The organism is Saccharibacillus deserti (genome assembly GCF_013618475.1).
GTDB lineage: Bacteria > Bacillota > Bacilli > Paenibacillales > Paenibacillaceae > Saccharibacillus > Saccharibacillus deserti.
Window position 1 is genome coordinate 915,905 of record NZ_JABJVN010000002.1, and the last position, 15,038, is coordinate 930,942.

The 15,038-nt window shown below is 56.6% G+C and carries 12 protein-coding genes; 9 read left to right on the plus strand and 3 right to left on the minus strand.

The window, feature by feature from the left end; all coding sequences use genetic code 11:
* Positions 1-51: 51 nt before the first annotated feature.
* The 6 genes from HOP44_RS10185 to HOP44_RS10210 all read left to right on the plus strand — a co-directional run bounded on the left by HOP44_RS10185 (position 52) and on the right by HOP44_RS10210 (position 7,852).
* Positions 52-1,518 (plus strand): nicotinate phosphoribosyltransferase, encoded by a 1,467-nt coding sequence (locus HOP44_RS10185; RefSeq protein ID WP_172252917.1) that lies wholly within the window; start codon positions 52-54, stop codon positions 1,516-1,518.
* A gap of 158 nt (positions 1,519-1,676) precedes the next feature.
* On the plus strand, positions 1,677-2,678 hold the full coding sequence (locus HOP44_RS10190; protein ID WP_172252919.1) for a 2-oxoacid:acceptor oxidoreductase family protein: 1,002 nt from the start codon (positions 1,677-1,679) through the stop codon (positions 2,676-2,678).
* Positions 2,679-2,708: 30 nt separating this feature from the next.
* Positions 2,709-5,015, plus strand: a complete 2,307-nt coding sequence (locus HOP44_RS10195; RefSeq protein ID WP_172252921.1) for a thiamine pyrophosphate-dependent enzyme — start codon at positions 2,709-2,711, stop codon at positions 5,013-5,015.
* 185 nt (positions 5,016-5,200) lie between these two features.
* The gene (locus HOP44_RS10200; RefSeq protein ID WP_172252923.1) at positions 5,201-6,202 is read left to right on the plus strand and encodes an acrylyl-CoA reductase family protein; all 1,002 of its coding nucleotides are present in this window, start codon (positions 5,201-5,203) and stop codon (positions 6,200-6,202) included.
* 210 nt (positions 6,203-6,412) lie between these two features.
* Positions 6,413-7,402 (plus strand): CobW family GTP-binding protein, encoded by a 990-nt coding sequence (locus HOP44_RS10205; protein ID WP_172252925.1) that lies wholly within the window; start codon positions 6,413-6,415, stop codon positions 7,400-7,402.
* A 114-nt stretch (positions 7,403-7,516) separates the two neighbouring features.
* Entirely contained in the window at positions 7,517-7,852 is a 336-nt protein-coding gene (locus HOP44_RS10210; protein WP_141450550.1) for a four-helix bundle copper-binding protein, read from the plus strand.
* A 145-nt stretch (positions 7,853-7,997) separates the two neighbouring features.
* Here the strand turns inward: HOP44_RS10210 and HOP44_RS10215 are convergent, their stop codons facing one another.
* From HOP44_RS10215 to HOP44_RS10225, 3 genes are all read right to left on the minus strand, one after another.
* On the minus strand, positions 7,998-8,828 hold the full coding sequence (locus tag HOP44_RS10215) for a carbohydrate ABC transporter permease (RefSeq protein ID WP_172252927.1): 831 nt from the start codon (positions 8,826-8,828) through the stop codon (positions 7,998-8,000).
* Complete coding sequence (locus tag HOP44_RS10220) at positions 8,828-9,775, minus strand: carbohydrate ABC transporter permease (RefSeq protein WP_172252929.1); 948 nt, start codon at positions 9,773-9,775, stop codon at positions 8,828-8,830. Before HOP44_RS10220 ends, HOP44_RS10215 begins: the two co-directional genes overlap by 1 nt.
* Positions 9,776-9,863: 88 nt before the next feature.
* Entirely contained in the window at positions 9,864-11,195 is a 1,332-nt protein-coding gene (locus HOP44_RS10225) for an ABC transporter substrate-binding protein (protein ID WP_246369698.1), read from the minus strand.
* 535 nt (positions 11,196-11,730) lie between these two features.
* On the opposite strand from HOP44_RS10225, the gene argS reads away from it, so the two are divergent.
* From argS to HOP44_RS10240, 3 genes are all read left to right on the plus strand, one after another.
* A complete protein-coding gene (gene argS / locus HOP44_RS10230; RefSeq protein ID WP_172252931.1) occupies positions 11,731-13,467 on the plus strand; it encodes an arginine--tRNA ligase in 1,737 nt (578 codons plus the stop codon).
* Positions 13,468-13,593: 126 nt separating this feature from the next.
* Positions 13,594-14,523, plus strand: a complete 930-nt coding sequence (locus HOP44_RS10235) for a protease complex subunit PrcB family protein (RefSeq protein WP_172252933.1) — start codon at positions 13,594-13,596, stop codon at positions 14,521-14,523.
* Between the two features lie 170 nt (positions 14,524-14,693).
* Positions 14,694-14,975, plus strand: a complete 282-nt coding sequence (locus tag HOP44_RS10240; protein ID WP_172252935.1) for a hypothetical protein — start codon at positions 14,694-14,696, stop codon at positions 14,973-14,975.
* The last annotated feature ends 63 nt before the right edge of the window (positions 14,976-15,038 follow it).

The following is a 15,038-nucleotide window of genomic DNA, read 5'->3' on the forward strand; positions in this document are numbered from 1 at the left end:
AAAATTTGGGACGCGGCCTCTGTGCCGACGCGGATTGAAGGAGGAGACGGTATGGAAACGTTTGGAATGGCTTTACATACGGACAAGTATCAGATCAATATGATGTACGCGCATTGGATGAACGGTACGGCCAAGCATAAAGCGGTTTTCGAAGCTTATTTTCGCACGCTGCCGTTCGGCAACGGTTATGCGGTATTTGCCGGGTTGGAGCGGATTGTGGATTACGTATCGAATCTTCGGTTCCATGAAGACGATCTTCGTTATTTGTCGGAACAGGAAGAAAATTACGATCCCCGTTTTCTGGATGAGCTGCGGACGTTCCGTTTCTCCGGAAATATCCATTCCATGCGCGAAGGGGCGCTCGTCTTTCCAAATGAGCCTCTGGTGCGCGTAGAAGGGTCGATTTTCGAAGCCCAACTGGTCGAGACCGCCCTGCTCAATTTTATGAATTTCCAGACGCTGATCGCAACCAAAGCGGCCCGGATCAAACAAGCGGCCGACGGCGACATGCTGCTTGAATTCGGGACACGGCGGGCACAGGAAGCGGATGCCGCAGTCTGGGGCGCACGGGCCGCCTATGTATCGGGCTTCCACGCCACTTCGAACATGATGGCGGGCAAACGCTTCGGTATTCCGACCAAAGGCACACACGCGCATTCCTGGGTGCAGAGTTTCACGAGCGAACAGGAAGCTTTCGATAAATACGCCGAAGTGCTGCCGGACGGTTCGACGCTGCTCGTCGATACGTTCGATACGCTCAGAAGCGGTGTTCCCCATGCGATCCGTACGGCCAAGAAGCTGGAAGAGCGGGGCAAACGGCTGAATTCGATCCGGTTGGACAGCGGTGACCTGGCTTATCTGTCGATCGAAGCCCGTAAGATGCTGGACGAAGCGGGTCTGGATTACGTCAAGATCGTCGCTTCGAACGACCTCGACGAAAATACGATTACCGAGCTGAAAACGCAGGATGCCCGTATCGATGTCTGGGGCGTTGGCACGCAGCTCATTACGGCGCACGATCAGCCTTCGCTTGGCGGCGTGTACAAACTGGTTGAACGCGAAGTCGACGGAACGATGCAGCCGACGATCAAAATTTCCGCCAATCCGGAGAAAGTCACTACACCGGGCAAAAAAGACGTTTATCGGATCATTGACCGGTCAACCGGCAAAGCGGTAGCAGATTATATCTGTTTCACGGACGAAGACGAACCGCGTCAAGGCAAGCAGTTGAAGCTGTTCAATCCGCTGCATACCTATATTCGCCGTCATATCAAAGATTACGATGCCCAAGCGATGCTGGTACCGGTCTTTGAAGAAGGACGCCTTGTGTACAAGCTGCCTTCGCTGGACGAGATTCGCGAGTATCACGTTTCCCAACTGAAGCAGTTTTGGCCGCAGTATCTGCGCAAGTTGAATCCGGAAATTTATCGGGTCAATATCAGCGAAAAGGCCTGGAAGCTCAAACAGGGGCTTATCGATCGCTATATGGAAGAAATGGAATTTTCGGAAGAAAGCTGAATTTTGAGAATAAGTAGGTTAGCAAGCGGGATCTCCTCGGGGAGATCCCGCTTTTTGTTGCCGATTCTCCCTCGTATCCTCAAGTTTGTGATTTTTGTTACAGTGATACACCATGTAAATTGTTAAATTTAAAAATAAAATACGGAGGGGGAAAAAGTGTGACGGTACTGCCTGAAGTCAATCAACTCGGCTTTTTCGAAATCCGTCTGGAATCGATCGGGGGACTCGGAGCCAATCTGGCCGGCAAGATGCTGGCCGAAGCCGGGATCGTCGGAGCGGACGTGGACGGAGTGGGTTTCTCGTCGTACGGTTCGGAGAAAAAAGGATCGCCGGTTAAAGCGCATATCCGTTTCTGCGAGTTCGGTACGCCGATTCGCGATACATCGCCGATCGAACATCCTCATGTGGTCGGTATTTTTCATGAAGCTTTGCTGGCAGCAGGAGCCGCTTCCGGAATTCGGCCGGGCGGCATGATTTTGGTGAATTCGGCGCAATCCGCGCAGCGGATCATCGAAGAATCGGATGTACGCGGCTGCAGGGTCGCGGTACTCGATGCGACGCGGATTGCCATGGAAGAGAAGAATAAGGTGAACATGGCCATGCTGGGCGGTTTGTTCCGTTTGTGCGGATTCCTCGACCCGGCATTCATGAAAGACGTAATCGCCAAATCGCTCGGCAAAAAATATCCGCAGGCGGTGGGGCAGGCGATACGCGTGTTCGAACGCGGTTATGCGGAAATCCGGACAATGGAAAGTGCGGCGCCTGCCGCGGAAGAATCGGCTGCCGCCGCAGCACCGGAAAGTCCGTTCGGCTACCTGAACCAACCGCTGGGCGGTATGGTCGTGACGCCCGGAAGCAGTCTGCTGAAAGATCTCAGTATCTCGCGTTCGGGCATACTGCCGGCGTTTGATCCGGCGACTTGTATCCATTGTGCGCAGTGCGATACGGCTTGTCCCGATCTGTGCTTCGTCTGGGAAGAACAGCCGGATAAACGCGGCCGGATGCAGATGTTCCTGCAGGGGATCGATTATCAATACTGCAAGGGTTGTCTCAAATGCGTCGAAGCCTGTCCGACCGATTCGCTGTCGCGCATGCTCGAAGAAGAAGGATACGCCGCCGCAAACCGGGTGAAACAGCGCTTCGATTTTGTTGAAGCCTGATAGCAGCCGACAGGAAAGGAAGGAAAACGCATGGCAATCGATTATTCCAAAGAAGTTCGGCACGAACGCGTGAAGCAGCGTATGGTGTATGAATCGGGCAACGAAATGGCCGCTTATGCGGCTCACCAGATCGACTATCATATTATGGGGTATTTTCCGATCTCCCCTTCGACCGAAGTGGCGCAGCATTTAGATCTGATGAAAACGGAAGGCAAACACGGAATCCGTCTTGTGCCGTCTGACGGCGAACACAGCTCCGCCGGGATCTGTTACGGCGCATCGACCGGCGGAGGCCGGGTATTCAATGCGACGAGCGCCCAGGGGTATCTGTATATGCTCGAACAGATGCCGGTGCAGTCCGGCACCCGTTTTCCGATGGTGCTTAACCTGGTCTGCCGCTCCGTCTCGGGACCGCTGAATATTCACGGCGACCACTCCGATCTGTACTTCGCTTTGAATACGGGCTGGCCTATCCTCATGTGCCGCGATCCGCAGGCCGTGTACGATATGAACCTGATGGCGCTCAAGCTGGCCGAAGATCCGGAAGTGCGTCTGCCGGTGATGGTCGCCTACGACGGGTATTTCACTTCGCACCAGAAGCGCCGCGTCCAGACGTTCGAAGACCGCGCCGACGTCATGGCGTTCGTCGGCGAGAAGCCTCCGCAAGGCTTCGCCGACGCGCTTGATCGCGAGAATCCGATTACGATCGGTCCCTATATGAACGAACCCGACTATATCAACAACCGCTATCAGATGTCGCAGGCGATGTACCGAGCGGAAGCCGTATTTGAACGGATTTCCGCGGAGTATACGGAACTGACCGGACGCGAGTATCCGGTGCTTGACCAGTATAGGATGGACGACGCCGAAGTCGCCGTATTCGTCATGAATTCCGCTTCGGAAAGTATCAAGGATGTCGTGGACGGGCTGCGCGCAAAAGGAGTCAAAGCCGGTTCGATCGCACCGAACCTGATCCGGCCGTTCCCGCAGCGGCAGATCGCCGAAGCGCTCAAGCATGTTCGGGCCATCACCGTAGGCGACCGCGCGGATTCCTGCGGCGCCCACGGCGGCAATATGCTGAACGAAGTCAAAGCCGCTTTGTTTACGCACGGTAACCGTGATATTCAGGTAGTGGGACGCGTGTACGGACTCGGCGGCAAAGAATTCCGGGCCGAAGACGGCCGCCATTTCTTTGACCTGGCGATCGAAGCGGCGGCCCGAAACGAAGTGGATGTGCCGTTCGATTTCTACGGCCATACGCCGGGCGATCCTTTGCAGTCGCCGAAACGCCTGCTGAAGCCGCTGAATTTCGATGATCTCAAGACCGGCCTGATTACGGTGACGCCCAATCCGGCAACGGGTAAATTGGCCGTCAAGATCCCTCCGCTCCGTTCCCTGACGAAGAAGCCCAAACGTCTGGCGCCCGGACACGGAGCTTGTCCCGGCTGCGGTATTTTTTCGGGACTGGAACTGTTTTTCAAAGGAATCGAAGGCGACATCGTCACTTTGTTCCATACGGGCTGTGCGATGGTTACCACAACCGGTTATCCGCATTCTTCGCATAAAGCCACGTATCTGCATAATCTGTTCCAGAACGGGGCGGCGACGCTGTCGGGCCTTGTCGAAATGTTCTGGGAGCGCAAGCGCCGCGGCGAATTCGAAGCCTTCGGACTGCAGGAAGACTTTACCTTCGTTATGGTTACAGGCGACGGCGGGATGGATATCGGCATGGGCCCCGCGATCGGCGCCGCGCTGCGCGGACACCGCATGATTATCGTCGAATATGATAACGAAGGTTATATGAACACGGGAGCGCAGCTGTCGTATTCCACCCCGCTGGGCCACCGGACCTCGACTTCGGGTGTCGGCCAAGCCCAACAGGGCAAGTCGTTCCATCATAAGGATACGGCGCAGATCATGGCGGCCACGAATATCCCTTATGTATTCACGGGGAGCGAAGCGTATCCGCAGGATCTGGTCAAAAAGGCGGCCAAAGCGTATTGGTATGCCCAGAATGTCGGACTTGTCTACGGCAAGATTCTGATCGCCTGTCCGCTGAACTGGCTGTCACCGGACGGCCAAGGGGCCAATATCGTCGATGCTGCCGTGAGCTCGAACTTTTTCCCTTTGTATGAAGTCGAGCAGGGGATCACGGCCATCACTTACAATCCCGAAGAGAAAAATAAAAAGGTTCCGGTAACGGACTGGTTGAAGCGAATGGGCAAGACGCGCCACCTGCTGAAACCGGAAAACGAAGCCGCGCTGCGAGATTTTGAACGTGAAGTGGAACTGCGCTGGAACCGGCTCAAAGCCAAACATGAACATCCGGATCTATAAGCGTGAGTCCGCTTGATCCTCAGCTCCATCGCGATAGCCGAGCGGCCGGTGACCTACCGGCCGCTTTGCGTCGCTTAAGGAGAAGCTTCCTTGGCGGCTGGAACCGGAAGCGGCATTGGGTTAGGATAAAAGAAGATCGGCCCGGCGATATCCGGCCGTATAGAATTGTATTGGAGGAGAGCAAGATGACAGAAACATTCCGCGCTTTTTGGCTGGAAGAATCGGAAGGCAAAGTGACAGGTACGCTTAAATCATTGACTTCGGAAAATCTGCCGCAGGGCGAAGTGCTCGTGCGTGTGCAGTATTCCGATGTCAACTACAAAGACGGATTGGCCAGTATCAAGGAAGGGCGCGTCGTACGCGAATATCCGTTTATCCCCGGGATCGACCTGGCAGGGGAAGTGATCGCTTCGGAAGACGAGCGTTTTGCGGCAGGCGATCAGGTACTGTGTACCGGTTACGGATTGGGCGTTTCGCACTTTGGCGGCTACAGCGAGCAGGCCAGAGTGCCGGCCGATTGGCTGATCAAGCTGCCGCAAGGTCTGACGCCCCGTGAAGCCATGATTCTCGGAACGGCCGGCTTCACGGCCGGAATGTCGGTCGAAGCGATCCTCGGCGCCGGCATCACGCCGGAAAGCGGACCTGTGTTGGTCACCGGGGCTTCGGGAGGCGTAGGCAGCGTTGCCGTCGCCATTTTGGCCAAACTTGGTTTTGAAGTGACAGCAAGCAGCGGCAAGCCGCATGAGTGGGATATGCTGAAACGGCTGGGTGCTTCGCATACGATCTCGCGCGAAGAAGCGCAGGTGCCGTCCCAAGGCCCGCTTGGCAAAAGTGCATGGGCTGCGATCGTCGATCCTGTCGGCGGAGCCGGTGCAGGCGAGCGTCTCAAATCGATCCGTTACCGGGGTGTTCTGGCCTTGTCCGGTTTGACCGGAGGCGGAGACTTCGGCACAAGCGTCCACCCATTCATTTTGCGCGGCGTTACGCTGGCAGGTATCGATTCCGTCCAGTGTCCGCTTCCGCTGCGGCTGGAAGTCTGGAACAAGCTGGCGGCGGACTGGAAACCGGATGCCGTATTCGAGTATGGTGTGCGCGAGCTGACGCTTGAACAGCTGCCGGATGCGCTGGACCTGATTCTGAAAGGCGAAGCGGTCGGCCGTCAGCTGGTGCGGGTATCGGCCGAATAGAAGCAGTTTGTCGGATTTTTCAAAACCTGCCCAACCGGGACGCGAGTGTATCGCGTTTCGGTTGGGCTTTTCCGATCCTGGCTGCCTGCCGAATGTTCGTTAAAGAAACCGCGGCCTTCTATGGAACCGTTGCGCTTCCCTGCCGGCTGTAGTAGACTCAATCATCGGATGGTTCATTTGTAAACAAGATCGATACAGGAGGTTGTACAGATGCAAAACGAGATACCCGTCTACCTGCTGACCGGCTTTCTCGGCAGCGGCAAGACGACGCTGCTTCAGCGGCTGGTCGCCCATTGGCAGAGTCAGGGACTCAAGCCCGGCGTAATTATCAACGAATTGGGCGACGTCAATCTTGACGGGCTGCTTGTCGAATCGGAGGTGCCGACTTCCGAACTGTTGGGAGGCTGTATCTGCTGTACGGTGCGCGAAGACCTGGCCGGCGAACTTGCCCTGCTGGTCGAGCGCGACCGGCCGGATGTGATTCTGATCGAAGCGACCGGTGCCGCCAATCCGATCGACCTGCTCGACTCCGCGACCGAAACGTCGATGTATGCCGGGATCGCGATCCAAGGATTGATTGCGGTGGCCGATGCCGCCCACCTGTTGGAGATGCGCCGTAACCTGGGCGGGCGCACGTATGCGCTGATGCAGGACCAGATTCGCTGCGCTTCGGCGATTCTTTTGAACAAGATCGACCGGGTAAGCGAGGACGAAGCCCTTGAACTGGAAGCCGCCATTGCGGTATGGAACGCCTATGCGCCGGTCATTCGCACGATCCGGTGCGAGACCGATCTGAACCTGCTGCTCGGCACGGGATTTGCGGAAGCGAGAGCCGAACAAGGTCCGCTGCGGCGTACGCCGTCGGGCGGCCTGAATATGCTGGGTTCAAGCCACGGACATGTAACTTCGTATACGTATCGCTTTTCCGGTCCCGTCGACAGCGAACGGTTTGAAGCTTTGATCGGCGAACTTCCGCGCGAAATTTACCGGGCAAAAGGGCTGCTGACTTTTTCCGATACGGCAAGCCGTTTTTTGTTCCAATACGCTTTCCGGGAGCTCGACTTTATTAAAGTAACGCCTCAGGGAGAATTGGACGATACGGCCGTGTTTATCGGCGAGCATTTTTCGGCATCGGAACTGCGCCTCAAACTTGAAGCGTTGGAAGCGGCAGGCGAATCGGCGGCGGAACCAAGCGAATAAGCGAAGCGGCAGGCAGGCCGAAAGGGTTTCAATTTTGTCATTTTTCGGGTAATGGTAGCTATCAAGGGCCATCGGGCCTCATCCATACACCGGGAGGAAAACAACATGACCAACATGACCGTGACTACATACAAAGAGTGTATCGACGCCTGCATCCGCTGCATGAACGTCTGCAACGTCAGCTATGTTTCGAGCCTGAAAGGGCTCGATATTTTCGAGCTTCGCGAATGTCTGCGCCTCGACCGCGAATGCGCGGATCTGTGCGGGGTCGCGATTCAAGCAATGACGCGCAATAGCCCGTTCGTCGCCGAAATTTGCGAACTGGTCGCCAAAGCCTGCGATGCCTGCGCCGAAGAGTGCATGAAGCATCCGCACGAGCACTGCCAGGAATGCGTCCGCGTCTGCCGCGAATGCGCCAGCATCTGCCGGGGCATTCTGGTGGCCGCTTAAGCCGCGAGTCCCCGTCCGGGTTTGACCGAAGACCGTCTCCTTGCGGAGGCGGTCTTTTTGCCGTATTTCTCGTCATTTTCAGCACAAAAAAACCGACGAAAGAACTTTCTTCCGCCGGAGTTTTTACGTACAAAGTTCAATAGGTTCAGCCTTTGGTGCCGGCCGTCAGATTCATGCCTTCGATAAAATATTTCTGGAACAGGAAGAACAGCACGATGACCGGCAGCAGGACGATGACCGAACCTGCCATCAGGTAATTCCACTGCGTCTGCACGCTGCCCCGGAACGACTGGAGACCGATCTGCAGCGTGTACAGCACCTCGTCGTTGACATAGAGCAGCGGGCCGAGGAAATCGTTCCACGCGCCGTTAAAAGCGAATACCGCGATCGCGGCCAACGCCGGCTTGGACAGCGGAATCACGATTCTCGCCCAGATGTACAGATGGTTCGCCCCGTCGATCTTGGCCGCTTCGCTCAGTTCCCGCGGGATGCTCAAGTAGAACTGCCGCAGCATGAAGATGTAGAAGGCGCTGCCGAGAAACTGCGGGATGATCAGCGGATAATACGTGCCGACCAAATGCAGCTTGGAGAACAGCACGTACTGCGGAATGAGCGTGACGAATCCGGGAATCATCATCGTGGCGAGCAGGACCGAGAACCAGAACTTTTTGCCCCGAAAAGCGATGCGCGCAAACCCGTAAGCGATAAACGAATTAACGAGCACACTGCCGGCTACCGCGAAAGCGGCCAGCATCAGCGTGTTGAACGCGTACAGGGTGAACGGAGCCGCCTGCCACGTATGGATGTAGTTCTCGAAATGGAAGGTGTTCGGGATAAAAGTCGGCGGATACTGCGCGATCTCCTGCGGCGACTTCAGCGACGTGGCGATCATCCACCACAGCGGCAGCAGGAACAGCAGGCTTCCGGCAGACAGCAGCATAAAAATCAGCGTATCGCGCGCCGAGCGCTTTTTCATCAATCTTCGCCTCCTTCGTAGTACACCCAGCGTTTGGACATCCGAAGATTGATCAGCGTCAGAATAAGCACGATCACGAACAGCACCCAGGCCATCGCCATCGCGTAGCCCATATCGAACAGCTGGAACGCCTGATTCCACATGTACAGGTTATAGAACAGCAGCGAGCCCATCGGGCCTCCGCTTCCGCTGTCGGTCATGACGTAACCTTCCTGGAAAATCTGGAATCCGCCGATGAAGCTCGTCACGACATCGAAAAAGATGACCGGCGAGATCATCGGCAGCGTGATATGGAAAAAGCGCCGGAACGCGGATGCGCCGTCGAGCTTGGCCGATTCGTACAGCTGCGACGGAACGCCCTGCAGACTGGCCAGGTACAGCAGCATGCCGCCGCCTACGCTCCACATTTTCATCAAGATGATAGCCGGCTTGGTCCACATCGGATCGCTCAGCCAGGCCGGACCGGGAATGCCGACCCAACCGAGCATCGTGTTGATTAGGCCCGTCGAAGGGTTCAGCAGCTGAATCCATAGAAAATAGACGCCGACGCCCGACAGAACGGCCGGCAGATAATAGATCGTGCGGAAAAAGCGCATGCCGACGATTCGCTCGTTGAGCATCAGCGCCAGCAGAATCGATCCGATCGTTGTCAGCGGCACCATAAAGGCGACGTAATACAGCGTATTGTACAGCGATTTCCAGAACAGCGGATCTTCCGTGAACATACGCATGTAGTTGCCGACTCCGATAAAGTCCATGCGCGACGTCACGTCGTAATTGGTGAAGCTGCCGTACAGCGAGAACAGCATCGGAAACAGGGTAATGCCGAACAGTCCGATCAGCCAAGGCGAGATGAACAGGTAGCCCTGCAGTTCTTCGCGGCGTGCAAGTTTGGATCTTTTCTTTTTTGGGGCAGTGGGTGTCAGCGTTCTCGCGGGCGTTTTCATACAGGCCTCCTTTGCGTAAAAAGGGTAAGGGAGCCGCTGTCCGGTCGAATCCGGAGCGGCTCCCGTCAGGTGCGTGCAAAGCGAAAAGTTACTTGTTTTTGTTCATGAGCGATTGGACGTCTTTTTGTGCCTGCTGCAAAGCCTGCTGCGGCGTCTCCTTGTCCAGGAACACGGCGTCCATATGCGGATTGATGAGGTCTTTGTAGCCCGAAGCGCTCAGCGGGACCTGGAACACTTTGGTATTGACCAGATTTTCGACCGAAGCTTTGTAGACCTCGTTTTTGTTCGCTTCCGGATCTTCGGCCGCTTCGATATTCGAGACATTGTCGAAGTTCTCCATCGCCCAGTATTTCTGCGCGTCGACGTCGGTCAGATATTTGATAAACTCCCAGGCCTCGTCCGGATGTTTGGCGCCTTTCGGGATTTCGACGACGAAGCCGCCGCCGCTGCTCCAATGGCCCGAACCCTCTTCGCGTTCAGGGATAGGCGCCACGCCGATATCGAGATCCTGGCCGAACTCTTCGATCTGCGTGTTATACGTGCCGGTCTGGATATACATGGCCACTTTGCCGGAGATAAAAGGATCGCTGACGCCGCTTCCGAAGTCGGCTTTGATCGCGTCCACCGTTTGGCGGCCCAGGCGGTCCTGCCACGATTTCAGCCATTCCAGCGTAGCGACTTTGCCCGGCGTATCGATCGTCGTCTCGTCGTTTTCTCCGAAGTAGCCATTGCCCGCGTCGCCGTTGATCAGCCAACTGTCGACGCCGAAGTCGCCCCACAGCGGGTAAAAGCCGACGCGTTCGTATGTGTCTCCGGCTTTCTTGTCCAGCTGCTGCGCGTACTCTTCAAGCTCGGCCCAAGTCTGCGGCGGCTGCTCCGGGTCGAGTCCTGCTTCGCGGAACGCTTCCTTGTTATAGTAAAGCAGACGCGTATCGGTGTTGAACGGAAGCGCGTACGCCTCGTCGTTGTACAGCACGTTGTTCCAAAGTTCCGGATAGAACCGGCTCTCGATATCATCCTGCTGCAAATATGCCGTCAAGTTGGTGTTTTGGTTTTTGCTGGCCCGCAGGTTGACGTCGGCATAATCGTTGACGATGACGTCGGCTGGAGTGCCGGCCGCGATCGAAGCCAGGTTCTTGGTCCAGATATCGCCGAAAGGCAGATAAGTGTGTTTCACGACGATGCGGTCCTGCGAGCTGTTGAAGTCTTCGATGATTTTCTCGATGATGGGACGGCGCGTCTCGGAACCCCAGAAAGTCCAGAAATCGATCGTCACTTTTTCCTGGGCCGCTCCGTCGCCGGACGTTCCGGTCGTCGGCGCTCCGGACGAAGATCTCGACTCCGGCGTGCACGCCGTCAGCAGCAGCATGCAGGACAACATCGTGAGCCAAGCGGCATGCCAAATAGGTCTCGCTCTCAAATTAGTAATTCCTCCTCTGATGTAGGTTAAAAAGGTCAAAATACGGAAACTACCAAATATCACGCTTTATAGATTACACCGAAGTTCCATGCTTGAACCGACTAAAGCATCTCCGTCCGAATATTCGTTTTGAGCGATATCGCTTGCTTCTTGCGAGGCAACCTTCTATAATGGCGAAAAGACTTATCGAGGAATGTCCATGAACGGGACAGTATCCGATCGACACAGCGGAAGCAGCGAGCCGGGACGGTGAAAGCCGGCGCCGCACCGATCGGAGAAGCGCACCCGGGAGACGGCGATTCGAACGAACGCCTGCGGCCGAGCGCCGCCGGCTTTCCGCGTAGAATGGCCCGGTTACGGCACCGTTACCGCCGCTCAAGAGGTTCAAGCCCGTTTGTTCGCAAAACGCCGCTTGGGCTATAAGAGTGGTACCGCGGGAGCAAAAGCTCTCGTCTCTTTTATGGAGACGAGAGCTTTTTTGCATGCTTTTTCGGAAGATAACTTGGATAACAATAATTTGCAGGAGGCAAAAGAGATGAGATTATCGAAAATCGGGGCGGAGCTGGATAGGCTGTTGGACTGGGAGCAAGGGACGGCGGAAGCGCTGCTCGAACAGCCGCCCGACATGAAATTGGGAGACGCGGCGTTTCCGTGCTTCGCGCTGTCCAAAACGCTGCGCAAAAATCCGCAGCTGATCGCGGCCGAACTGGCGCAGCGCTTTGCGCTTGCCGGCGTGCAAGCTTCGGCGGCCGGGGCGTACGTGAACTTCGCGCTGGATCGCGGCCTGCACGCGCAGGCGCTGCTGGAACGGGCCGAACTTCATGCCGTTCAAGGGGAAGGGCGGACGATCGTGATCGATCTGTCGTCGCCGAACATCGCCAAGCCGTTCGGCGTCGGCCATCTGCGTTCGACCGTGATCGGGGCAGCGCTGTACCGGATGTACGAAGCGGCGGGCGAGCGCCCGATCAGCGTCAATCACCTGGGTGACTGGGGAACGCAGTTCGGCAAACAGATTACGGCATATAAGCGCTGGGGCAGCGAAGAACGGCTGAACGCGTCGCCCATACGCGAATCGCTGGATCTGTACGTGCGTTTTCACGACGAAGCGGAGCAGGACCATAGCCTCGATATCGAAGCGCGCGACTGGTTCCGCCGGCTGGAAAGCGGGGACGAAGAAGCGCTTCGGCTGTGGACCTATTTCGTCGATGTCAGTCTGACCGAATTCAACCGGATGTACGACCGGCTCGGCGTCTCGTTCGACCAGGTGCTGGGCGAGAGCTTCTACAACGATAAAATGGGCGCGGTCGTCGAGGAGCTGCGCGCAGGCGGGCTGCTCGAAGAAAGCGACGGCGCCCAGGTCGTCCGGCTCGACGAGGAAGGCATGCCGCCGTGCCTCATCTTGAAGTCCGACGGGACGACGATCTATCCGACGCGGGATCTGGCGACGGCGCTGTATCGGCACGACGTGCTCGGCGCGGAAAAGCTGCTGTACGTCGTCGGCGCCGAGCAGTCGCTGCATTTCCGCCAAGTGTTCGCGGTGCTGCGCAAAATGGGCCGGTCTTGGGCGGAAGAGTGCCGGCATATCCCGTTCGGACTCATGAAGTTCGAAGGCAAGAAAATGTCCACGCGCCGCGGCAAAGTCGTGTTCCTCGAAGAAGTGCTGGACGAAGCCGTCGCACGCGCGTCCGAGATCATGGCGACCAAAAATCCGCTGCTGCACGATCGCGAAGCTGTCGCGGAAGCGGTCGGAATCGGAGCGATCGTGTTCGGCGACCTGAAAAACAACCGGATCGGCGAGATCGATTTTTCGCTCGAAGAAGCGGTGCAGTTCGAAGGCGAGACCGGGCCTTACGTGCAGTACACGCATGCGCGGGCGCGCAGCGTGATCCGCAAAGCGCAAGCGGCCGGCCTTGCGTCGAACGGTTCCGGGGAGGCGGAAGCGGGCGTGCCCGGGCATGAAGCGGCATCGGCGCCGTTGGAGCCGTTAAACGAACAGGCGTATGTATGGGACGACGCTTCCTGGGAACTGCTCAAGCGGCTGTGCGATTACGAGGCCGAGCTTCGGCGGGGGCTGCAGCGGCACGAGCCGTCGGCTATCGCGCGCTACGCGCTGGATCTGGCCAAGCTGTTCAACCGGTTCTACCACCACAACAAAGTGCTGACCGAAGTTCCGCAGGAACGGAAGATCCGTCTGGAACTGACGCGGCTGACGGCGCAGCGGCTGCGCTGGACGCTGGAGCTGCTCGGAATCGGTTCGCCGGAAGAAATTTAGGCGCGGCGTGCGCGTAGGGGGGATTTTGACGAATAATGTCCGTGGGCTGCAACCTTTTTCGAATGCGTGCCGTCTGGGAGAGTGAGAATAAGAAAATCAAACCCAAACTAAAAAGAGGTGGCCCTTATGAAAAAAACAGTTAAAGCTTGTGCAGCCCTCGTTATGGCAGGATCGTTCGCTTTCGCCGCATCGGCATCGGCATTCAGTGACGTATCCGATTCCGGAAACGCCAAAATCGTCGAATCGCTGCAGCAAAAAGGTATCATGCAAGGGATCGGTTCCGACCGATTCGCCCCGTCCGTCGACCTGACCAATGCCCAGGCGGTACAGCTGATCGTCAACGCGTTCGGCCTCGAGACCGATCCGGGCGTCGACTATATGCCGGACCCGAAATTCAACAACGACGCCTGGTATGCGCCGGCTTATGAAGCGGCTCTGCACAACCAGATCAAGACGGTCACGAAAAGCGACTCCGCAAACGGCAAAATTACCCGAGAAGCGTTCGCCAGCCTGCTGCTCGAAGGCATCAACACGACGGGCCAATACCCGACGACGAAAATGTTCATCGTGTTCGAAGATGAGAACGAGTTCACGAAAGAGCATATGAATGCGATCCAGACACTCGGCAACATGCGGATTCTGTCTCCGGCTAATGGCGAATTCCGTCCTCAAGATCCGATTACCCGTATGGAAGCGGCTCAAATGGTCTATAATGCAGTCGAGTTTATCCAAAAGGTCAAAGGCGGCAGCGACGCGGGTTCCGAAGAAGGCGGCGTGAATGTCACAACGTCGACGGAAGCGGACGGACGCGTCAAAGCGACGCTGAAAGCTTCCTTGCCGAATCCGGGCTACGGGTTGAAGATCGACGGCGTGAAATACGAAGGCGGCAAAGCGATCATCCAATATACGGTAACGAATCCCGATCCGGATATGATGTATCCGCAGGTAATTACCGATGTGGAAGTTTCTACTTATCTGACCGGCACTTACACCGAAGTAACGACCGAACAGAACGGCGGAACCAAACCCGTAACGGATACCAAATCGTTGAAATAAGCGCTAAATCGCACAGCTGAGCGAAGGGTCTCTGTGCCAAAAGGCTCTTCCCGAATACGGGAAGAGCCTTTTTTGAGGCCTGATGCTCCTGTCGAAATGGTGTATAATAGCCGTTAAGTTCATCCGCCTGGATATAAAAACCCGATTGTTCAAGAGAGGAGAGGGAGCAGATGGCGATCTCCATAACGACCGAAGCGGACGGAAGAGTCAAAGCCACTTTGAAAGTTGCGCTGCCGAATCCGGGATATGAGCTGTATATTCGCGAAGTCACCTACATGAACGGCAGGGCGGTGATCCGATATACGGTCTCTTCCCCGCAGCCCGGCTCCCTGTACCCGCAGGTGATTACCGAAGCCGAAGCATTCACTTACCTGACCGGCGCGTATACCGAAGTAACAGCCGAACAAGTCGGCGGGCCGCATCGCAAACCGGACGCGAAGCTGCTGGAGTAAGGCATCCGCGGGAGCGGGAGCGGGAATCCGGAATCCGGAAGCCGGAAGAAAAGCGGATGCGGA

Excerpts from the sequence above, each read along its gene's own strand:
- HOP44_RS10205 (WP_172252925.1), top strand. The coding sequence starts at position 6,413 with ATGCAAAACGAGATACCCGTCTACCTGCTGACCGGCTTTCTCGGCAGC.
- HOP44_RS10185 (WP_172252917.1), top strand. The coding sequence starts at position 52 with ATGGAAACGTTTGGAATGGCTTTACATACGGACAAGTATCAGATCAAT.
- HOP44_RS10210 (WP_141450550.1), top strand. The coding sequence starts at position 7,517 with ATGACCGTGACTACATACAAAGAGTGTATCGACGCCTGCATCCGCTGC.
- HOP44_RS10215 (WP_172252927.1), bottom strand. The coding sequence starts at position 8,828 with ATGAAAAAGCGCTCGGCGCGCGATACGCTGATTTTTATGCTGCTGTCT.
- HOP44_RS10200 (WP_172252923.1), top strand. The coding sequence starts at position 5,201 with ATGACAGAAACATTCCGCGCTTTTTGGCTGGAAGAATCGGAAGGCAAA.
- HOP44_RS10195 (WP_172252921.1), top strand. The coding sequence starts at position 2,709 with ATGGCAATCGATTATTCCAAAGAAGTTCGGCACGAACGCGTGAAGCAG.
- argS (WP_172252931.1), top strand. The coding sequence starts at position 11,731 with ATGAGATTATCGAAAATCGGGGCGGAGCTGGATAGGCTGTTGGACTGG.
- HOP44_RS10240 (WP_172252935.1), top strand. The coding sequence starts at position 14,694 with ATGGCGATCTCCATAACGACCGAAGCGGACGGAAGAGTCAAAGCCACT.
- HOP44_RS10235 (WP_172252933.1), top strand. The coding sequence starts at position 13,594 with ATGAAAAAAACAGTTAAAGCTTGTGCAGCCCTCGTTATGGCAGGATCG.
- HOP44_RS10220 (WP_172252929.1), bottom strand. The coding sequence starts at position 9,775 with ATGAAAACGCCCGCGAGAACGCTGACACCCACTGCCCCAAAAAAGAAA.